This is a genomic window from uncultured Psychrosphaera sp. (assembly GCF_947500655.1).
Lineage (GTDB): Bacteria > Pseudomonadota > Gammaproteobacteria > Enterobacterales > Alteromonadaceae > Psychrosphaera.
This window is the reverse complement of the sequence record NZ_CANMSK010000024.1, coordinates 21,013-41,456: the sequence shown is the minus strand read 5'-3', so window position 1 is coordinate 41,456 and position 20,444 is coordinate 21,013. Positions and strand designations below refer to the sequence as shown.

Genomic DNA, 20,444 nt, shown 5'->3' with positions numbered 1-20,444 from the left:
AAAACTAACCTGGTCGTCTATGTCTTTTTATAAATCCACCCGCTTGTCTTTGTTGAGACAGTGTCATATTTTTCGATTTATTATCTTCAAATGGGTTAGCACCCTCTCTAAACTCTATCTTAATTGGCGTACCCATTACGTCTAATGCTTTACGGTAATAATTCATCAAATAACGCTTATATGAATCAGGTAAATCTTTTACCTGATTTCCATGTATTACTATTCTAGGAGGGTTATAACCACCAGCATGCGCATATTTTAATTTCACTCGACGGCCACGGATCATCGGCGGTTGATGATCATCTTGTGCCATTTTCATGATACGAGTCACCATAGAGGTTGAAATACGTTTTGTTGCTGAACGATACGCTTCATCAATAGATTCAAATAAATGACCTACGCCAGTACCATGTAACGCCGAAATGAAATGTAAACGAGCGAAGTCGATAAAACCTAAACGTCTATCAAGCTCGCGCTTAACATCATTTTTAATATCTTGATCTAACCCATCCCACTTATTAACAGCGATAACGATTGAACGTCCAGCATTTAGGGCAAAACCTAACAAACTTAAATCTTGATCAGAAATCCCCTCCCTTGCATCCAACATTAACAATACAACGTTAGCGTCTTCAATTGCTTGTAGGGTTTTTACTACTGAGAATTTTTCAACGGCTTGGCGAATTCGACCACGACGGCGAACACCTGCAGTATCAATAATAACGTAGTCTTGATCATTACGAGACATAGGGATGTAGATTGAATCACGAGTAGTACCAGGTAAGTCATAAACCACAACACGTTCTTCACCTAACATTCTGTTAGTTAATGTTGATTTACCAACATTAGGACGACCAATTAATGCAAATTTAATTGGTACATCAGCAAATGGAACATGCTCAGGCTCTTCAACCTCAATAATGTCACCATTTTCGTCAAATTCAGGCTCAGGAAATTCAAAATCTGTTTCAGCAGTCGCATTTTCAATCGATAATGCCGCCATTTCCAATTCAAATTGTTCTGATAACTCTTCAATAACAGGCATTAATGCATGATCAAGTAACTGTGTTACTCCACGGCCATGAGCAGCTGCAATCTGATGAACGTCACCCATTGCTAAATTATAAAACTCAGCCGTTGTCGAGTCACCATCAATACCGTCAACTTTATTTGCTACGATAAACGTAGTTTTATTTAGTTTTCTTAAATGTTCTGCAATTGCGTAGTCTGATGCCGTAAGCCCTTCACGGGCATCAACTAAAAATAATACAATATCAGCTTCATCAATAGCTAGTAATGACTGTTCAGCCATTTCCACTTCAATGCCTTCTTCCGTGCCGTCAATACCACCAGTGTCGACCACAATAAAATTGTGTTCGCCATGTGTTGCTTGACCGTACTTTCTATCTCTAGTAAGTCCAGGAAAGTCCGCTACTAGCGCGTCTCTTGTACGTGTTAATCGATTAAAAAGAGTCGATTTGCCAACATTAGGACGACCAACTAAAGCAACCACAGGAAGCATGAATTCACCTCAAACATATACTCATTTTTATAGAGTAATGTATTTAAATTTCTAAAAGGCCTAACAATCAGATTTGATAGTTAGGTTGTTGCCACATTTTATATATTGAAACTGTGACACAAAAAAGGCTTTGAGTCTTTTTATAAAAAACCCAAAGCCTAAAATATAACGGTTATTTATTACGGTAGACGTAAAGCGCTAACTTTTCCATCACGCGTTTGTATAATCAACTTATCACCAGAGACTACAGGCTCAACATACGCCCCGACTTCATCAAAATTGAACCAGTTAACAAACCACCAAAAGATAGAACGGTCATAATCAGCAAATTTAAAGCGTGAAACAATTTGCCCTGACTCTTTATCTAAAAAGTGAAAGTAACCTTCATAATCACCAACAACAATTGTATCTTTATAAACAACAGGTTGTGTTAAGCGACGGTTATATAATTCAGATGATGTCCACTTTTCAATGCCACTAGCTGAATCAACAGCAATAACATTACCTTTTGCATCAGTTAAATATAGTACTCCAGCATCCATAGCTAAGTTACGGTAAGATGAATATTCACGTTTCCATAACACTCGACCAGACATCATATCTAATGCGGCAAGATTACCATTGTAGGCAATACTAAAAATGGTTGAACCATTAATGATAGGTTTACTATCTGCATCGATTAATTTTTCTAATTCAGTAGAGCCTTGAGTTGTACCAATTGCTTGTTCCCAAGCTGGAATACCGCGTTCTAAAACGATAACAGATAACTTACCCGTTGCCGTACCAACTAAAACACCACCACCAGCGATTGTTGGAGACGATGTGCCCCTTAAAGATAATGCAGGTACATCTGTCGCTATTTGCCAACGTATTTCACCAGTATCTGGGTGTAAAGCAGCAACAAAACCTGCCGCTGTGGTAACCGCAATCCAGCCTTCACCAGCCGATGGGGCTGCAACAACTTCACCTTTAACCTCGGTACGCCATAACACTTCACCAGTTTCTTGTGACAAAGCTAATACGTCGCCGTTTTCAGTACCAATATATAAATTGTTATATGCAGCGGTTATACCACCACTTAATTTTTCAGGCTTAACAGTAGTAAATGTTAACGCATCCCATAACGTTGGCGGCGCGACTCTTACATCCGTAGACCAAACTTCATCGCCACTATCTTTTTCTAACGCAACCACTTCACCGTCACGGTTTGCAACAAATATAACATCACCAATGGCTGCGGGTGTTAAGTTTGAAAAGTAATTATCAACACCTGAACCGGCAGTTTCACGCCAAACAAGCTCAACTTCTTTAGTTGAGTTGATCGGTTTTATTTCTGCGATACGAAACTCTTCTTTTATTTCATTACTTTCACATCCGGCTAGGCCGAATAATAAAGCAAATGTAATTGCAGTGAACTTAGCTTGTTTTAACATTCAACAGGGCCTTAATTAGCTAGTTGTTTTTGAAGATAGAGCTAAATCATCTAACTTCATTTTAAGTAGGTCATTACCTGCTAAGCCGTCATTATCAGCAGCTAATTGATAAGACATACGAGCCTTATCTTTATCACCTTGAGCTAAATGAACGTCACCAACCAATTCAGCAACACGCGCTATATAACCGTCACTTTTAATAGTACCCAATGTTTGTAAGGCAACATCATATTGTTCTAACTGAATTTGAATACGAGCAAGGCGTAAAGAAACTAATTCTTTTAAACTAACAGAATCAGTTAATGTTAACGCTGACGTTAAGTTATTTGCAGCAACATCAAATTTAGCTTCAGCAACCGCTTGTTTTGCAGCAAGAAGCTGTACAAATACACCGTAACCAGACTCACCATACGTTGTAGTAAATGCTTTTAATTCTGTTTCAACTGACTCAGATGAAGTTGTTTCAGCTTGGCTAACCTTAACAAATTCTTCGTATTGAACTGAAGCGGCTTCTTGTGTTGCAGCTTCTTTATCTACGTACCAATTCCAAGCGCCAAAGCCCCCTAAACCAAGAACGACACCAACTACGATTTGGCTACCGTTTTCTTTCCAAAAACTCTTTATTGCTTCAACTTGTTGTTCTTCAGTAGAATAAACTTCCATTATAACCTCTATATCTGTACTGCATCAGTCAGGGGTTTATTACCCTGCCAATATCTATTAAGCAAAGATCGTATTGATACGTTCTTCCAATTCTGCCCAACCAATCACTTCTTGCTCTACGTTTTCACGTAAGTATTTAAGTGTAATTTGTTGATTTGTAATTTCGTCGTCTCCCAAGATTAAGGCAATCGATGCTCCAACCTTGTCAGCACGTTTCATTTGTTTCTTGAAGTTGCCACCACCACAGTGATTAACAACTCTAACTTGCGGTGCAGCTTGTCTTAAAATTTCAGCTATTTCAACCGCTTTTATTTCAGCTTTTTCACCAGATGCGACCATATAGACATCAGCCGTCGACGTTGGTTCCTTTAAAATTTCTAAGGTTTGCAATAATAAGACTAATCTTTCGATGCCCATTGCAAATCCAACAGCAGGTGTAGCTTTGCCACCAAGTTGCTCAACTAAGCCATCATAACGACCACCAGCTAAAACAGTTCCTTGAGAGCCTAAACTTGTTGTTACCCATTCAAATACAGTTCTGTTGTAGTAATCTAATCCACGAACTAAACGTTCGTTTACTACGTATGCAATGCCTGCTGCATCTAAACGTAAACGTAATTGTTTAAAGTGCTCAACTGACTCATCATCTAAATAATCAGATAACTTAGGTGCGTTTTCTAATAAACTTTGTACTTCTGGATTTTTACTGTCCAAAATACGTAAAGGATTTGTTGTTAATCTACGCTTTGAATCTTCATCTAACTTGTCTTCATGTTGTGACAAATATTCAACTAATGCTGCACTGTAATCGGTACGCGATTCATTTGAACCTAACGAGTTAATTTCTAAAGTTAAATGCTCAGAAATATTAAACGCTTTCCAAAGGCGAGCTGATAATAAAATAACTTCCGCGTCCATGTCCGGTCCGGCAAAGCCATACGACTCTACACCAAACTGATGAAACTGACGATAACGGCCTTTTTGAGGACGTTCATGGCGGAACATAGGTCCGGTATACCAAAGACGTTGTTGTTGGTTATATAATAAAGCACCTTGATTTGCAGCTCTAACACAAACAGCGGTACCTTCAGGACGCAATGATAACGAATCACCGTTACGGTCTTCAAAGGTATACATTTCTTTTTCAACGATATCAGTTACTTCGCCAACTGAGCGTTTAAACAGATCAGTAAACTCTACGATAGGAAAGCGGATCTCTGAGTACCCGTAACTAGCTACAGTTTGACGAATTACCGATTCAACTTGCTGCCACTGGGCAGTTTCTGCTGGTAAACAGTCATTCATTCCACGAATTGCTTGAATTGGCTTAGACACTGATGATCCATTCTCTGATTGAGTTAAAAATTAGCGGCGTATTATAGAGCTAATCCCGCTCAAGGTAAATTGATAACGCTAAATTGCCAAATAAAATTTTTAATTAGCTCTAAATATGACGAATTACTGCGTTCATAATCCTTAATCAAGATGAATTTCAATGGTCTAGTTAATATAAACCCTCTTCCTTTACTATTTTTTGTGATTTTCCTTTATTTATATAAACATAACTCTTGCGGTATTAAGCATAACTAAGTATAAAAAATAAGTATAAGTAAAGCTCGCGCGCTGTATACGAATACAAAGAGCAAACCCCAAGTATCCGTATAACAAAATATGAAAGGTTACGCCCCCGAATGCCAACATTAATAAAATGTCCAATCACGCACTTAAAAGTAGGCCAATATGTTGCTGATATATCCCAACAAGTTGGCAATATAAAAGTATCGACAGCGGGTTGGATATCGAGTAAATCAGTTGTTAGTGAGTTAGCGGCAAAAGGTGTAGTGGAAGTTATCCTTGATGCTGACAAACAACTAAACGATAGCAATTTAACCACTGACAAATTATCCATTAAATCCGAATTTAAGGACGTGCCATTTGAAGATGAACTTCCTCGAGCTAAAAAAGCATTTAATAAATTACTAACGGAGTTACAAAATGCTTTTAGCCGAATAAGAGATAACGATATTTTTGACCTGAGTCACTTACATTTGGCAACAATAGCTTTTATTGCATCAGCCTACCGTAACCCATCGGCTATGCTATGCATTGCACGAGCTACAAATTTTGATGATTATCAACTAGGGCATGCACTTAGAACCGCCGCCTATTATTGTAAAACATTTAGAATAATGAAATGGCCTTCCGAGTCTATTCAAAACTGGGTGGTTGGTGCGTTTTTGCACGATATTGGCAAATTGCATATGAAACCAAGTATTCAGCAGCCACACTTATTGGATATCACTGAATCAAAAAGAGAACAAAATAATTTCATAGTGCCTGCCCATATTGAAGAAGGTGTATCTATTGCACATAAAATTGGTGGATTTTCTGAAGAAACCATTGAAGTCATTCAAATGCATCATGAAAGACTCGACGGTTCCGGTTATCCAACAGGGCAAGGTTTAACAGATATAAATGATGCAATGCGCATCTTTACCATTATTGACGAGCTAGACCGTTTGATGCATGTTCCAGTCAAAGGTAAATACTTAAACGCGATTCAGGTTTATCAAAAATTACTTAAGATGGAAAAACAGTTTGATTTTGAGTTTATCCAACAGATCATAAAATCTATTGGTATTTACCCTCCAGGCTCATTGGTTATCTTAAAAAGCGGTAGAGTTGGTATTGTCTTGGGAAATCATGGTTCTACCGTAAAACCAGATATTAAACTTATTTATGACGACAGGCTAAGCCAACATACTAATGTAAAAACCGTGTCATTAAGTGCCCCCAAAGAAACCGATGAAATTGCAGACTTTTATGATACAGACATCTTCCCAGATTTATCCGAACGCTATTTATAATTGGTTAAATTGTATTTTAATAACAAACAATATTTGATTGATTTGTACCATTGGGTACAATAGAAGCTAATTATTAGATTGAAAGTGAGTGTTGTATGGCCAGTGGCAGAAAAAAATCATTTAGTGAAAGTGAAGCACTCGTTGCCGCCATGCAAGTATTTTGGGCTAAAGGTTACGTTGGTGCATCTTTATCGGACTTAACTAAAAGTATGGGAATTAATAAACCCAGTATGTATAGCGCTTTTGGTAATAAAGAAGCTTTGTTTATTCAAACGACACAGCTGTATATAGAAAATAGTGAACAAAAACACGCTAAGTTTTTATCTGAACAAAATACCCCATTAGCTCAACGCATTAAAAACCATATGGCTTCCATAGTATTAACTCAATGTGAATCAAGCCACCCAAAAGGATGTTACTTAGTACTTTGCCAATCAGAAGTCGTAGGCGGAGCTATTCCAGAAGCCGCTAGCAAAGTTCTAAATAATGCGAGAGTAGACGGACAAAAAAAATTAACTGACTTTTTTAGTAATGATGTTGAATCTATTGAATTAGGGTTAAATAAAAACGCTGAAGAACATGCGTTGTGTATTATGACTACATTAAGAGGCACAGCAACTATGGCACGAGCCGGAACTGCCTATAATGAACTTGAAGCTGTGATTGATAATACTTTACGAGGTATAGGTTTACTCCCTTGTAAAGCAAAGATCACTCATTAAAGGAGTATAGTTAGAACTCAAATCATTCTATTGCCAATAATTATTGTACAAAATCGACTAACGCTAATTGCCCTACTTTTCTATTATTAAAACGCCAAATAATGAGATTTTGTTTGATCTCCAATAAAGTCAATCCCGGTACTAATTCATTACCTTCGTATAATATTTTGTCGTTTATTTTTACCCAGCGCTCGCTTACATCGGATGAAAAAATATGCATTTGGTAAATTAAATCTGGTAAAAGTGCCGTTTGATATGCTGTTAAATCTTCCAACATTAATACATTACCGTTAGATGATAAATCCATTTCAAAATTAGCATCTAACGTTTCAGTTACTTCCGTTGCTTTTATTGCTTCAGCAAACGAGGCTTTTAAATTATCCGGCACACCAGATAAATCAATCTCAGGCGTTGCTTTTTCTGATATTGTTGATGACGGAGCACTTTGCTCACTTCCATTTGTTGTCGCTATCTTTGAAGCTTTATCTGTGACTTTTGAAACAACTTGACCTTGAGAATTTACAGCAACTTCAATGGTTTGTTCCGCTTCACTAGTTTCTGTATTAGCTACTAAATTGGCATCAAAGGGGATTAGGTTAGACTTATTTTCTGTTGTAACGTTTTCAACAAACTCAGCTGAGGTTTTAGTAACAACATTATTTGATGGTTTAAAATTGCCATAAATATAACCAGCTAATAAACCGACAACTAATAATAAACTGGCAATAAATAACCAAACAAACCAAGGTAAATTATTTTGACTTTTCCCTACATGAGCTCCAGCAAATTGCTGTGAGTGAAACGAGTTCCAAGGTTCAACATTAGATTGACTGGTTAATAAGTCAGAGTGTTTGCTTTTATTCTCTTGTTGTTCCTGGTTCTGACTCTGAACAGGCTTATTCTGATTATTTTTTAATAACGCTTGGTATAACAAACTCATTTAACTTGTTCCATTATTCTATTTACTAAAGCGGTTCACTAGAGATACCCACTAAAAAAAGTAACGCGCTAACATTAGGCTAAAGACCACCACAATAACTATCACAGCAGAATAAATAGCGACCTTTTTATTTCTGTGGAGATGATTATCCAACTGACCACCAAACACTTCTAACGCAGCTTGCTTGGTAGTTTTATAATCAACAAAAAACTGTCCTTTTGCATAAGCCCCCATTAACGCTCTATCCGCTAATAAGTTAATTAACCTAGGAGTGCCTTTTGCTTGCTGAAAAATAGTCGTCATGGCTTTTTTATCAAATAACGGACGACTCCCACCAACAGCTATGACTCTATGATTTATATACGCGAACGTTTCATCTTTAGTTAACGGCAGTAAATGATACCTTGCCGTTATACGTTGCGCTAATTGTCTAAGCTCTCTGGTATTAAGTTTTTCTTGTAACTCAGGTTGCCCAATTAAAATAATTTGCAGTAATTTTTTATCATTGGTTTCTAAGTTAGTAAATAAACGTAGTTGTTCCAATGCTTGTGTTGATAAATGCTGGGCTTCATCAATTACTAATAAACTGGACTTGCCTAGTTTGTCCTGTTCAATTAAAAAAAGTTGCAAAGCATCGGATAAAACTTTGTGATCATCGTTATGCTCAACAGGGATTTCAAACGACTCACAAACAGTTTGTAATAATTGAATATTATTTAACGTGGGATTTAAAATATACGCGACGTTAAACGTGTCGGGCAAATCACCAAGAACAGCACGGCTTACCATGGTCTTTCCAGTGCCAACCTCTCCGGTTAACATCACAAATCCACCGCTACCACGCAGGCCATAACGTAAGTAACCAATCGCTTCTTTATGACGATTGCTCGGATACATTAAGTTAGGGTTCGGCGCTATATTAAACGGTTCTTGCTTTAACTGAAAATACTCTAGGTACATTATGGCTACTTCAAATTAACGGGTTATTTAATTAAATTTAAGGCTACTCGTTGTAGTAGCGACTTTCGAATAATAACAGAATATACTAACGGTATAAGTAAAAGTTAATTTAAGGTTTTTGAGTGCAAATATATCTAGTCGGTGGTGCGGTAAGAGATTCACTTTTGCAATATCCTATAAAGGATAAAGACTATTTAGTGACGGGTGCCACAATCCAGCAAATGCTTGATTTAGGTTACCAACAGGTAGGCCGATCATTTCCTGTATTTTTACATCCAGAAACTCATCAAGAATACGCACTAGCTCGTACTGAAAAAAAATCAGGTAGTGGTTACACAGGTTTTGTTTGTGACTTTTCTACCGACATTACCGTAGAGCAAGATTTATTACGTCGCGATTTAACCATTAATGCCATGGCGATGACTGAAGACAGTTCGACGTCTAAAAAAACAATCATCGACCCTTACAACGGCCAACAAGACTTAAACGATAGAATTTTACGTCATGTATCAGATGCCTTTAGTGAAGATCCGCTAAGAGTATTACGAGTCGCTCGTTTTGCAGCTCGGTATCATCACTTAGGTTTTACTATTGCTGAAGAAACACTAGCGTTAATGGCTAAAATATCTGCATCAGATGAACTGTTAGCATTAACACCTGAACGTGTTTGGCAAGAAATAGAGTCCGCACTGGCTGAGCAGTCTGCTGATGTGTTTTTTGAAATACTGCGAAAAGTCGGTGCATTGGCTGTTTTATTACCTGAGCTAGATGCTCTTTGGGGCGTGCCTAATCCGCCCAAATGGCATCCAGAGATAGATACTGGCTTACATACGATGATGGCACTAAAACAAGCTTGTCTTTTAACTGATTCTGTTGAGATCCGTTTTGCTGTTTTATGCCACGATTTTGGCAAGGGTTTAAGTCCTGTGGATAATTTACCGCATCACCACGGTCATGAAAAATCTGGTGTAGCTTTGGTAAAACAAGTTTGCCAACGCTTTAAAATACCTAATAGCTTTAGAGAATTAGCCGAGATCATGAGTGAGTTTCACTCTCACGTCCATCGGGCATTCGAATTAAAACCAAGTACCATATTAAAACTATTTGATAAAACCGACGTTTGGCGTAAGCCTGAGCGATTCAACCAGTTTTTACTTGCATGTAAAGCTGATTTGCAAGGTAGAACTGGATTTGAAAATAAAGCATACCCACAAAGCCAATTTATTATTGAGTTATTAGATACGGCAAACAAAGTTGCAGTTAAAGATATTATTCAAGATGGTTTTACCGGGCCTGAAATTAGAACTGAGCTATCACGTAGAAGAATTGAGCAGATACAAAAGTGTGTGAAATTAAAACGTGCAGAGCCTAATTAATAATTTAGGCTCTGTATAAGTATAACGCTAGAGCCTTATATTAGGCAGCGGCATTAAAAGTTAGATTAACAAAGAGCTACGTTAAAGAAGCTATATTCACAAGCTGGGTTAGATAAAAAAAGCAATTAATATCCCACCAAGGGCTAATCGGTAGATCACAAATGGCATCATGCCAATCTTCTCGACTAAGATCAGGAAGTAATGAATACAAGCATAAGCACTAATAAACGATAATAAAGTACCAAGTCCAATCGCAGTCCAATCAACTGGAATAACTTGCTGACTTAGCTCTATGGTTTTGTAACCACCAGCGGCAAATATTAAAGGTATTGACAGTAAAAATGAAAAACGCGCAGCTGCTTTAGCCGTTAAGCCTAAAATTAAGCCTGCTGTAATCGTTATGCCACTTCGTGAAGTGCCTGGAATTAATGCTAATACTTGCGCAAAACCAATAAACAATACTTCTTTAACCGTTATTTCATATTCACCTTTGGTTTGTTTGGCATTTTTATCAGCCCACCAAAGTAATAAACCAAATAAAATAGTCGTAATAGAGATAACCGTTACGCTTCTTAAGTTACCTTCAATAAAGTCATTAAAGATTAATCCAGCTAATCCAGCAGGAATAGTCCCTAAAATAATAAGCCAAGCCAATTTACTTTCTGAGTCATGTTTGCCAAATAATGAAGCAAACCAACTTACCGCCATACGACCAACTTCCTGACGAAAGTACAATACAACTGCGAACAAGCTTCCCGCATGAACCGCAACATCAAAGGCTAAACCTTGATCTTGCCAACCAAAAACGTGTGATGGCAAGATTAAATGCGCTGAACTTGAAATTGGCAAAAATTCAGTCAATCCCTGCAATATTGCCAAAACGATAATTTCAATTAATCCCACAACATTTCCTTATCTGATTTTTAATATAATTAAGTACAACTTTATTAATCTGACCTGTTTATTCGTTCTGCTTAAAATTTATTTAGTATATAGATTAATATAGCGGTTTTGTACGTTCAATAATAACACCGACACCTGCGGTATTAGGAACAGCCCCTAACTTACGCAATGTTATTTTTACACTACTAACCTGATAATCAGCAAGGATTAATTCGGCTACTTTCTCGGCTACCGTTTCGATTAATTCAGCTTGATTCTGTTTCGCTAGTTTCACAACATCTTCAGCAACCACAGAATAATCCACGGTTTTTGACAAATCGTCTATTTGAGCAGCCGCTTTTATGTCAGTTCGCATTTCAATATCGAACTGTAATGTTTGCTCAATCGTCTTTTCCCAATCGTATACACCTATTACAGTGTCTACTTTTAACGCTTCTATAAAAACAATATCATGGATCATTTATTATTCCTGAATAAGTTATGATTGAGTTAACTATTCTGGTCGGATACCATTTAGCTAAGTAAATCGTTATAGTGGTGCCTTAAGTGAGGGGTAAATACCAAAAGTATTTTGCATAATCACAAAGAATTCGAATTCTATCCCAAAAAACTAAATTGAGAAACTGATGCCGTTAGACTTTTTGTTGGTATTAATTTTTTCCTACCTGTTAGGATCAATTAACTCTGCAATTATTTTTAGTAAAATATGTCATTTACCCGACCCTAGAACTGTGGGTTCTAATAATCCGGGAGCAACGAATGTGTACCGCACCGCTGGTAAAACAACTGCGGTAGCTGTGTTATTGTTTGATGTTTTAAAGGGGATTATTGCTACTTGGGGAAGCTACCATATTGGTTTAACACCCATAGAGATTGGTTTTGCGGGCCTGTTCTGCTGTTTGGGCCACATGTATCCAATATTTTTTGGTTTTAAAGGCGGTAAAGCCGTTGCTACAGGCCTTGGTTGCTTATTGCCTGTTGGTCTATCTTTAGGCATTAGTGTATTAGCTGTTTGGTATTTAGTGTTTAGAAAAACAGGATATTCCTCTATTGCAGCAATAGTATCTGTTTCACTATCGCCATTTATCACCTTTTATGTTGATGACAGATACGTGATACCAGTAACTATGATCGCTTGTCTTATTGTTTTACGCCATATACCTAACGTTATACGTCTTATTAATGGCAATGAGCCAAAAACAAAACGTAATTAACGTTATACATTTAACGTTAAATAGCAGGCAACTCTTCAATTGACCATCTAGGTCGCGCTTTGATTAGTAAATCACGGTCACCATATTTTTGTAGACGTTGAGCGCCTGCGTAGGCGATCATAGCGCCATTGTCGGTACAAAACTCATGACGAGGGTAATATACTTGCCCTCTATGTTTTTCCATTAACTTGGCAAGCTTGCTGCGTAACTCAGTATTTGCACTAACGCCGCCAGCAATAACTAAGGTTTTAATACCGGTTTGCTCTACTGCTCTTCTGCATTTAATTGCTATTGTATCAACAACCGCTTCTTGGAATGCATAAGCAATATTTGCTTTAATTTGTTCTACGTTTTCTGGTGCATTTTCATTCTGGGTAGATTTACTGCCCGCTAATATAATGCCTTCTGAACGAATAACATTCGCTGCTGCGGTTTTTAAGCCACTAAAAGAAAAATCTAATCCTGGCCTATCTGTCATTGGCCGTGGGAATTTATAAAGACCTTCATTACCAGATTCAGCTAATTTAGCTAACATAGGGCCACCTGGGTAATCCAATCCGAGTAACTTAGCTGTTTTATCAAAGGCTTCGCCTGCGGCGTCGTCAATTGATTCACCAAGTATTTGATATTCACCAATGGCTTTCACCTCAACTAGTTGAGTGTGCCCGCCAGACACAAGTAAAGCGATAAACGGAAACGCCGGTGTGTCATCTTCTAACATAGGTGCTAATAAGTGCCCTTCCATATGATGAACAGGCACGGCTGGAATATCCCAAGCAAAGGCTAATGAACGGCCAATACAAGCTCCGACCATCAAAGCCCCCACTAAACCAGGGCCTGATGTATAAGCAATACCGTCAATGTCTTGTTTCGTTATTTTAGCGTCAGCCATTACTTTTTTAATTAACGGAATAGTTTTACGCACATGATCACGAGATGCTAATTCAGGGACAACACCGCCATAATCTGCGTGTACATCTATTTGGCTATATAGCTCATGTGCTAACAAGCCTTTGTTAGTATCAAACAAAGCAATACCTGTTTCATCACACGAAGATTCGATACCTAAAATTAACATCTAGTGAAACCTTTCTATTAATAGTAAAATAACTGAAACCATTACTGGCCAATTTCTAGCCGACATAATTACGTCATAGCCTTTTAAGTTGGCGGCATTCTACCCATTCTTTAATTATTCCTCCAGTATTTAAATTAGGACTTTACATTTAGTATTAGATGGCATTAAAATGCCGCACTATTTTTATTAGTCTTGGTTAATATTTAACCATATATCCAAATACTGAGGTGAATTTTTAAATGCCAGTAATTAAAGTTAAAGAGAACGAACCGTTTGATGTTGCTCTACGTCGTTTCAAGCGTTCATGTGAAAAAGCAGGTATCCTTTCTGAAGTGCGTCGTCGTGAACATTTCGAAAAGCCAACTTGGGCACGTAAGCGTAAGAAAGCAGCAGCTGTTAAACGTCACTTGAAAAAAGTTTCACGTGAGAACGCTCGTCGCATCAAGCTTTACTAATATTGGTTTACTTTCTCTAAAGGATTTTCCATGAATTTGAAAGATCAGCTTAAAGAAGCAATGAAAGATGCAATGCGTGCTAAAGCTAAACTTAGCTTAACTACAATTCGCATGGTAATGGCTGCTATAAAGCAAAGAGAAGTTGACGAAAGAATTGAACTGGTCGATGAAGACGTAATCGCTATTTTAACCAAAATGGTTAAACAGCGCCGCGATTCTCAAGCACAATTTGAAAGTGCTGATCGACCAGAGTTAGCTGAAAAAGAAGCGGCTGAGATAGAGGTTATCGAAGCATTTTTACCTCAACCTCTTACTGAGGAAGAAGTAACATCACTTATAGCGAATGCTATAACATCTTCTGGAGCCTCTGGCATGCAGGATATGGGTAAAGTGATGGCTGAGTTAAAACCTACTATTACAGGTCGTGCTGACATGGGTAAAGTAAGTGGATTAGTAAGAGCTCAACTTAACAGTTAGTTTTAATCTGCAACCTAAGTTAGTTTGAATCAAAACCGTGCATTTTCGAATGTGCGGTTTTGTTGTTTTTACGCTAAAGTTTTTTTTCTGTTATTCCCACAGCGACGCTATTCTGTAATAATCCCTATTCATTTAAAATTTATATAAAGAGGTTTTGTGTCCGGACGTATTCCAAAACAATTTATCGATGATTTAATTGAACGTACCGACGTTGTCGATTTAATTGATGCAAAAGTTCCTCTAAAAAAAGCGGGTAAAAACTACCAAGCTTGTTGCCCTTTTCATAATGAAAAATCCCCCTCTTTCAGCGTAAGTCCAGAAAAGCAGTTTTATCATTGTTTTGGTTGTGGTGCTCACGGCAATGTAATTGGTTTCTTAATGGAATATGAGCAACTTGAGTTTGTTGAAGCCATTGAAGAATTAGCCCGTTTACATGGTTTAGATATTCCGCGAGAAGACACAAAAGGTAAAACTCAAAAATACGAGTCTGTTAGCCGAGAGCAAAAACTATCTGATTATGAATTATTAGAAACTGCCAGTAAATTTTTTCAACACCAGTTAAAGCATGATGAAAACTCACCTAAAGTGATTGAGTATTTAAAGTCTCGCTCTTTAAGCGGTGAAATAGCACAGCAATATGGAATTGGTTACGCACCTGACTCTTGGGACAAAGCGTTAAAGTCATTATCCAAAACACCTGAGCAACAACAGCAATTAGTTGACTTAAAAGTACTAACTCAAAATGATAAAGGCAGAACGTACGATTTTTTCCGTAATCGCGTTATGTTTCCAATTCGCGATAAGCGTGGCCGAGTTGTAGGTTTTGGTGGTCGAGTTATTGATGACTCTATGCCGAAATACCTTAACTCACCAGAAACTCGTATATTCCATAAAGGCCGAGAATTATATGGTTTTTATCAAGCAAAAGTAGCCAATCCAAAACTTGATAAAGTACTTATTGTTGAAGGATATATGGATGTTGTATCTCTAGCCCAACAAGGTATTAATTACGCTGTTGCTTCCCTTGGTACAGCAACAACGGCAGATCACATGCAAATGTTGTTCAGAGCCACACGTCAAGTTATTTGCTGCTATGACGGTGATAGAGCTGGCCGAGATGCCGCTTGGCGCGCATTAGAAAATGCATTACCTCATTTGAAAGATGGTATCGATCTTAGATTTTCATTTTTACCAGACGGTGAAGATCCAGATACTATGGTACAAAAAGAAGGCAAAGAAGAATTTGAGCAACGCCTAAGTAAATCGACTCCATTACTTAGTTACTTTTATGAACACTTTTTAATAGACTTAGATATCACCACAGATGCTGGGAAATCGGCATTATTAGCGGCAGCTAAACCTCTAATTGAATTAGTTCCTAGTGATTATTATAAAGAAGCGTTAATGACAAAATTAGCGGATCTGATTGGTAAACAAGTAGATAAGCTAACAGGCTTTAATCGTTCACCTATTGCACAAGTAAGGCAAAAACAAACCGAATTACAAATAACGCCAATGCGAAGAGCTATTGCATTATTGCTACAGCATCCCCATTTAGCTAAGGCAGTACCTTTTATTCCAGCGTTAAGCCAAGCTGACCTACCTGGATTTAATGTATTAATTAATATTCAAAAAACAATTTTAGAGCAGCCAGAGATTAAATCTCATGTTTTGCTTGAACGTTTTAGGGAAAGTAAAGAGTACTCATTTTTGTCGCGTTTGTTTGCTTGGGAACACCATATTACGGAAGAAAATTTAGCTCCAGAATTCTCAACAACTTTTAAGTTTTTACAAGATAACTACCTTAAAAAACGATTAGAGCAGTTAGAAATCAAAGGTAAAACCGGTCAACTAAACAAAGACGAGATGAAAGAATATAGCGCATTGTTAATGGCGCTAAAAAAGTAATTAGAACTATAGTTTGTATTATAATTTTGATGTTAATGAATTTGCTATTTGATAAATAATAACCAGTAAATCATAGCCAGAATTTAATTCTACTGTTATAATTACAAGTTCGCTTTTTTAACCATATTAGTATGGTTGAAATTAGCTATCCGATTTTGATATTCAACAACTAGGTGGAAGATAATCTGTATGGAGCAAACTCCTCAGTCTCAATTAAAACTTCTTATTCTTAAAGGTCGCGAGCAAGGGTATTTAACCTTTGCTGAAGTAAACGATCATCTTCCACAGGATATGATCGATGCGGAGCAGGTCGAAGATATAATTCAAATGATCAACGACATGGGCATAAAAGTGTGTGAAACACCGCCTGATGCTGATGAATTATTAATGCAAGAGCAAACCAGCGACGACGAAGTTGTTGAAGCTGCAGCTGCAGCACTTGCTACTGTTGAAAAAGAAATAGGTAGAACAACTGATCCAGTGCGTATGTATATGCGTGAAATGGGTACGGTTGAATTACTGACTCGTGAAGGCGAGATTGTAATTGCAAAAAGAATTGAAGAAGGTATTTATACCGTTCAAAAATCTGTTGCAGAATATCCTCAAGCTATCAGCTATTTGTTGGACCAGTGGGACCAATTTGAAGCTGAAGAGATTCGTTTGAGTGACATCATTGTTGGCTTCTTAGATCCAAACGAACAAGACGTTGCACCAGCGGCAACTCACGTTGGTTCAGAACTTAGTAAAGAGCAGTTAGCTGACGCTGATTCTGATGATGAAGACGAAGACGAAGAAGAAATTGATACTGGTCCAGATCCAGAAGAAGCTCGTGAACATTTTGAAGAGTTACGTCGTTTGTATGAAGACTCGACTTTATCAATTGAAAAGTTAGGTCGTGCACATCCTGATACTCAAGAAAAAATTAAAGCACTTAGCGAACATTTTAGATTATTTAAATTAATCCCTAAACAGTTTGACCGTTTAGTTCGTAATATGCGTGAAATGATGGACCGTGTTCGTGTTCAAGAACGTTTGATCATGAAACATTGTTGTGGTTACGCTAAATTACCTAAAAAAGATTTCATTAAAATTTTCCCAGGTAACGAAACTAAAACATCATGGTTTGATTTACTTCAAGCTGGTGGTGATTTAACAGCTAGTCGCTTAAAAGATGTAAATACTGAAGTTCGTCGCAGTATTCAAAAGTTAAAAGATATTGAAATTGACACTCGATTAAACATTGAAGCGATAAAAGATATCAATCGCCGTATGTCAATTGGTGAAGCTAAAGCTCGACGTGCCAAGAAAGAAATGGTTGAAGCCAACTTACGTTTGGTTATTTCAATTGCTAAAAAATACACAAACCGTGGTTTACAATTCTTAGATTTAATCCAAGAAGGTAATATTGGTTTGATGAAAGCTGTTGATAAGTTTGAATATCGCCGCGGTTATAAGTTCTCAACTTATGCAACGTGGTGGATACGCCAAGCGATCACTCGTTCAATTGCTGACCAAGCACGTACAATCCGTATTCCAGTACATATGATTGAAACGATTAATAAGTTAAATCGTATTTCTCGTCAAATGTTACAAGAAATGGGTCGTGAGCCAACTCCAGAAGAGTTAGCTGAACGTATGATCATGCCAGAAGATAAAATTCGCAAAGTACTTAAAATTGCGAAAGAGCCTATCTCGATGGAAACACCAATTGGTGATGATGAAGACTCTCACTTAGGTGACTTCATTGAAGATACAACTATCTCATCTCCGGTTGATACAACGACAGCTGAAGGTCTACAAGACGCCACTCGTGACGTGTTGTCTGGTTTAACCGCTCGTGAAGCTAAAGTTCTACGTATGCGTTTTGGTATCGATATGAATACTGACCACACGTTAGAAGAAGTTGGTAAACAGTTTGATGTAACACGTGAACGTATTCGTCAGATTGAAGCAAAAGCGTTACGTAAACTACGTCACCCTTCTCGCTCTGAACCACTTAAAACATTCTTAGATGATTAATCATTAAGAATAAGGAAAACCCACTTAATGTGGGTTTTTTTATGCCTATAATCCTCTTATCAAGCTCCCGATATTAATTAGCTCTAAAGTTATAGATTGGTTAACTAATGCCATTAGAATGAGCCCACCTTCCAGCTGTAAGATATAAAAGCATCAGATACAAAAATGCCGCTATTAATAGCGGCATTTTACTTTTAATTATATATAATAACTAAGCGAGTTTATCTGTCGCAACATGATAACGAGGGTCTTCGTTAATGTTCATCTCAACGTACTTCTGAGCTTTAACTAATAACTCACGACATTCTGGGCTGATATGACGAATATGAAGTTTTTTACCAACAGCTTCATACTTATCTGCTAAACCATCAATGGCATCAATACCTGAACTATCCCAGATACGAGAATTCTTAAATTCAATTACAATATCTTTTGGATCATTTTCAATATCAAATAACTCTTTAAAATTACCTACCGAGCCAAAGAACAAAGGACCTTCTAATTCATACACTTTCCAGTTTTCTTCATCGATATGCGTACGAGCAAATATATGAGACGCATGTTTCCAAGCAAAAACTAACGCTGAAACAATAACACCAACAACAACCGCAATAGCTAAATCAGCTGCAACCGTTACACCAGTAACAAGTAATAAAACAAATGCATCTTCTTTGTTTGCGCCTCTGATAATTTTAAATGAAGCCCATTCAAATGTCCCCAATACAACCATAAACATAACACCAACAAGTGCTGGTAACGGGATCATTTCAATCCAAGGAGCTAAGAATAAAATAAACGCTAACAACACAATCGCTGCGGTAATACCAGACAAGCGGCCACGCCCACCAGAATTAATATTGATCATAGATTGACCTATCATGGCACAACCACCCATACCGCCAAAGAAGCCGTTAACTGTATTAGCAACGCCTTGGCCGACGCATTCTTTATTACTTTGTCCACGAGTATTAGTAAGCTCATCAATTAATGTCAGCGTTAGTAATGATTCAATTAAGCCAATCAAAGCAATTATTACAGCCGTAGGTAAGATAATGTATAAAGTCTCTAGTGTGAAAGGGATCATTGGAATATTAAACGATGGTAATTCACCAGCTAACGTCGCTGTAGCTTTCTCAGCTTCAGGTAACATATCGCGAACAAAATCAATAACCGTACGTGCTTCTAGGTCTAAACCATGTACGGCAAATGTAACCGTAAGAATAGCAACTAAAGATGAAGGTATTGCCGTTGTTAATTTAGGAAGAAAATGAATAATTGCCATAGTTAAAGCAACAAGCCCTAACATTATGTACATTTGATTACCTGTCATCCATTGTGCAATGCCCGATGCATCAAAGATTTTAAATTGTCCCATTTGAGCTAGGAAAATCACAATAGCTAAGCCATTTACAAAACCTAACATCACAGGATAAGGAACCAGTCGAATAAACTTGCCTAATTTAAATACCCCAAAGAGTATTTGTATTAATCCAGCTAAAATAACTGCGGCAAATAAATATTGAATACCATATTGAGCAACTAATGCCACCATCACAACAGCTGTCGCACCGGTTGCACCTGAAATCATTCCAGGGCGGCCACCAATTGCCGATGTAATAAGCCCCATCATAAATGCAGCGTACAAACCTATCATAGGGTCTACTCCTGCAACAAAGGCAAACGCTACGGCTTCAGGTACTAACGCTAATGCAACAGTGATACCTGATAACACGTCATTTTTTACATTTGAATCACTTTTAGTGATCAGATTAAACATGACTACTCCAAATTATTTAGCTGGAAATTTTAATTGCTCGACTGAATATACTTTATCCAGCCAGAAAGGTCGGCGATAGTAGCAAATTAAACACTGAAATTCACTACATTAAGTATTTCACTTTGGTGAA

The 20,444-nt window shown here is 37.5% G+C and carries 18 protein-coding genes; 8 read left to right on the top strand and 10 right to left on the bottom strand.

The window, feature by feature from the left end; translation table 11 throughout:
* Window positions 1-4: 4 nt before the first annotated feature.
* The 4 genes from der to hisS form a co-directional block, all read right to left on the bottom strand.
* The gene (gene der / locus Q0940_RS15955) at window positions 5-1,522 is read right to left on the bottom strand and encodes a ribosome biogenesis GTPase Der (protein ID WP_299270761.1); all 1,518 of its coding nucleotides are present in this window, start codon (window positions 1,520-1,522) and stop codon (window positions 5-7) included.
* A 179-nt stretch (window positions 1,523-1,701) separates the two neighbouring features.
* Window positions 1,702-2,955, bottom strand: a complete 1,254-nt coding sequence (gene bamB, locus Q0940_RS15950) for an outer membrane protein assembly factor BamB (RefSeq protein WP_299270759.1) — start codon at window positions 2,953-2,955, stop codon at window positions 1,702-1,704.
* 15 nt (window positions 2,956-2,970) lie between these two features.
* A complete protein-coding gene (locus Q0940_RS15945; RefSeq protein ID WP_299270757.1) occupies window positions 2,971-3,618 on the bottom strand; it encodes a tetratricopeptide repeat protein in 648 nt (215 codons plus the stop codon).
* Between the two features lie 57 nt (window positions 3,619-3,675).
* The gene (gene hisS / locus Q0940_RS15940) at window positions 3,676-4,953 is read right to left on the bottom strand and encodes a histidine--tRNA ligase (RefSeq protein ID WP_299270755.1); all 1,278 of its coding nucleotides are present in this window, start codon (window positions 4,951-4,953) and stop codon (window positions 3,676-3,678) included.
* A gap of 356 nt (window positions 4,954-5,309) precedes the next feature.
* Between hisS and Q0940_RS15935 the strand changes: the two genes are divergently transcribed.
* Together Q0940_RS15935 and Q0940_RS15930 are read left to right on the top strand one after the other, a co-directional pair.
* Window positions 5,310-6,485 (top strand): HD domain-containing phosphohydrolase, encoded by a 1,176-nt coding sequence (locus tag Q0940_RS15935; RefSeq protein WP_299270753.1) that lies wholly within the window; start codon window positions 5,310-5,312, stop codon window positions 6,483-6,485.
* 95 nt (window positions 6,486-6,580) lie between these two features.
* Window positions 6,581-7,207, top strand: coding sequence for a TetR/AcrR family transcriptional regulator (locus Q0940_RS15930; RefSeq protein WP_299270751.1), 627 nt, complete (start codon window positions 6,581-6,583; stop codon window positions 7,205-7,207).
* A 40-nt stretch (window positions 7,208-7,247) separates the two neighbouring features.
* Here Q0940_RS15930 and Q0940_RS15925 read toward each other — a convergent pair whose 3' ends face one another.
* Window positions 7,248-8,147 (bottom strand): general secretion pathway protein GspB, encoded by a 900-nt coding sequence (locus Q0940_RS15925; protein WP_299270749.1) that lies wholly within the window; start codon window positions 8,145-8,147, stop codon window positions 7,248-7,250.
* A gap of 51 nt (window positions 8,148-8,198) precedes the next feature.
* Complete coding sequence (locus Q0940_RS15920; protein ID WP_299270747.1) at window positions 8,199-9,107, bottom strand: AAA family ATPase; 909 nt, start codon at window positions 9,105-9,107, stop codon at window positions 8,199-8,201.
* A gap of 122 nt (window positions 9,108-9,229) precedes the next feature.
* On the opposite strand from Q0940_RS15920, the gene Q0940_RS15915 reads away from it, so the two are divergent.
* Complete coding sequence (locus tag Q0940_RS15915; protein ID WP_299270745.1) at window positions 9,230-10,483, top strand: multifunctional CCA addition/repair protein; 1,254 nt, start codon at window positions 9,230-9,232, stop codon at window positions 10,481-10,483.
* A gap of 108 nt (window positions 10,484-10,591) precedes the next feature.
* Here the strand turns inward: Q0940_RS15915 and Q0940_RS15910 are convergent, their stop codons facing one another.
* Window positions 10,592-11,386, bottom strand: a complete 795-nt coding sequence (locus Q0940_RS15910) for an undecaprenyl-diphosphate phosphatase (RefSeq protein WP_299270743.1) — start codon at window positions 11,384-11,386, stop codon at window positions 10,592-10,594.
* A 94-nt stretch (window positions 11,387-11,480) separates the two neighbouring features.
* On the bottom strand, window positions 11,481-11,846 hold the full coding sequence (folB, locus tag Q0940_RS15905) for a dihydroneopterin aldolase (protein ID WP_299270741.1): 366 nt from the start codon (window positions 11,844-11,846) through the stop codon (window positions 11,481-11,483).
* A 166-nt stretch (window positions 11,847-12,012) separates the two neighbouring features.
* Here folB and plsY point away from each other — a divergent pair, with 166 nt between their 5' ends.
* The gene (gene plsY, locus Q0940_RS15900) at window positions 12,013-12,600 is read left to right on the top strand and encodes a glycerol-3-phosphate 1-O-acyltransferase PlsY (protein WP_299270740.1); all 588 of its coding nucleotides are present in this window, start codon (window positions 12,013-12,015) and stop codon (window positions 12,598-12,600) included.
* Between the two features lie 16 nt (window positions 12,601-12,616).
* Here the strand turns inward: plsY and tsaD are convergent, their stop codons facing one another.
* Window positions 12,617-13,678: a tRNA (adenosine(37)-N6)-threonylcarbamoyltransferase complex transferase subunit TsaD gene (tsaD, locus tag Q0940_RS15895; protein WP_299270737.1), complete on the bottom strand. Its 1,062-nt coding sequence runs from the start codon at window positions 13,676-13,678 to the stop codon at window positions 12,617-12,619.
* A 239-nt stretch (window positions 13,679-13,917) separates the two neighbouring features.
* On the opposite strand from tsaD, the gene rpsU reads away from it, so the two are divergent.
* The 4 genes from rpsU to rpoD all read left to right on the top strand — a co-directional run bounded on the left by rpsU (window position 13,918) and on the right by rpoD (window position 18,537).
* On the top strand, window positions 13,918-14,133 hold the full coding sequence (gene rpsU / locus Q0940_RS15890) for a 30S ribosomal protein S21 (protein ID WP_105053374.1): 216 nt from the start codon (window positions 13,918-13,920) through the stop codon (window positions 14,131-14,133).
* 30 nt (window positions 14,134-14,163) lie between these two features.
* Window positions 14,164-14,610 carry a GatB/YqeY domain-containing protein gene (locus tag Q0940_RS15885; protein WP_299270735.1) on the top strand — a complete coding sequence of 149 codons (447 nt, stop codon included), beginning with the start codon at window positions 14,164-14,166 and terminating at the stop codon, window positions 14,608-14,610.
* A 156-nt stretch (window positions 14,611-14,766) separates the two neighbouring features.
* On the top strand, window positions 14,767-16,518 hold the full coding sequence (dnaG, locus tag Q0940_RS15880) for a DNA primase (RefSeq protein WP_299270734.1): 1,752 nt from the start codon (window positions 14,767-14,769) through the stop codon (window positions 16,516-16,518).
* A gap of 189 nt (window positions 16,519-16,707) precedes the next feature.
* Window positions 16,708-18,537 carry an RNA polymerase sigma factor RpoD gene (gene rpoD, locus Q0940_RS15875; protein ID WP_299270732.1) on the top strand — a complete coding sequence of 610 codons (1,830 nt, stop codon included), beginning with the start codon at window positions 16,708-16,710 and terminating at the stop codon, window positions 18,535-18,537.
* Window positions 18,538-18,748: 211 nt separating this feature from the next.
* Here the strand turns inward: rpoD and Q0940_RS15870 are convergent, their stop codons facing one another.
* Complete coding sequence (locus Q0940_RS15870) at window positions 18,749-20,314, bottom strand: SulP family inorganic anion transporter (protein ID WP_299270729.1); 1,566 nt, start codon at window positions 20,312-20,314, stop codon at window positions 18,749-18,751.
* Window positions 20,315-20,444 lie beyond the last annotated feature (130 nt).

Coding starts and splice junctions, on each gene's coding strand:
- der (WP_299270761.1), bottom strand. CDS start 1,522: ATGCTTCCTGTGGTTGCTTTAGTTGGTCGTCCTAATGTTGGCAAATCG.
- folB (WP_299270741.1), bottom strand. CDS start 11,846: ATGATCCATGATATTGTTTTTATAGAAGCGTTAAAAGTAGACACTGTA.
- bamB (WP_299270759.1), bottom strand. CDS start 2,955: ATGTTAAAACAAGCTAAGTTCACTGCAATTACATTTGCTTTATTATTC.
- Q0940_RS15945 (WP_299270757.1), bottom strand. CDS start 3,618: ATGGAAGTTTATTCTACTGAAGAACAACAAGTTGAAGCAATAAAGAGT.
- tsaD (WP_299270737.1), bottom strand. CDS start 13,678: ATGTTAATTTTAGGTATCGAATCTTCGTGTGATGAAACAGGTATTGCT.
- Q0940_RS15935 (WP_299270753.1), top strand. CDS start 5,310: ATGCCAACATTAATAAAATGTCCAATCACGCACTTAAAAGTAGGCCAA.
- Q0940_RS15870 (WP_299270729.1), bottom strand. CDS start 20,314: ATGTTTAATCTGATCACTAAAAGTGATTCAAATGTAAAAAATGACGTG.
- Q0940_RS15925 (WP_299270749.1), bottom strand. CDS start 8,147: ATGAGTTTGTTATACCAAGCGTTATTAAAAAATAATCAGAATAAGCCT.
- plsY (WP_299270740.1), top strand. CDS start 12,013: ATGCCGTTAGACTTTTTGTTGGTATTAATTTTTTCCTACCTGTTAGGA.
- rpsU (WP_105053374.1), top strand. CDS start 13,918: ATGCCAGTAATTAAAGTTAAAGAGAACGAACCGTTTGATGTTGCTCTA.
- Q0940_RS15920 (WP_299270747.1), bottom strand. CDS start 9,107: ATGTACCTAGAGTATTTTCAGTTAAAGCAAGAACCGTTTAATATAGCG.
- Q0940_RS15885 (WP_299270735.1), top strand. CDS start 14,164: ATGAATTTGAAAGATCAGCTTAAAGAAGCAATGAAAGATGCAATGCGT.
- Q0940_RS15930 (WP_299270751.1), top strand. CDS start 6,581: ATGGCCAGTGGCAGAAAAAAATCATTTAGTGAAAGTGAAGCACTCGTT.
- rpoD (WP_299270732.1), top strand. CDS start 16,708: ATGGAGCAAACTCCTCAGTCTCAATTAAAACTTCTTATTCTTAAAGGT.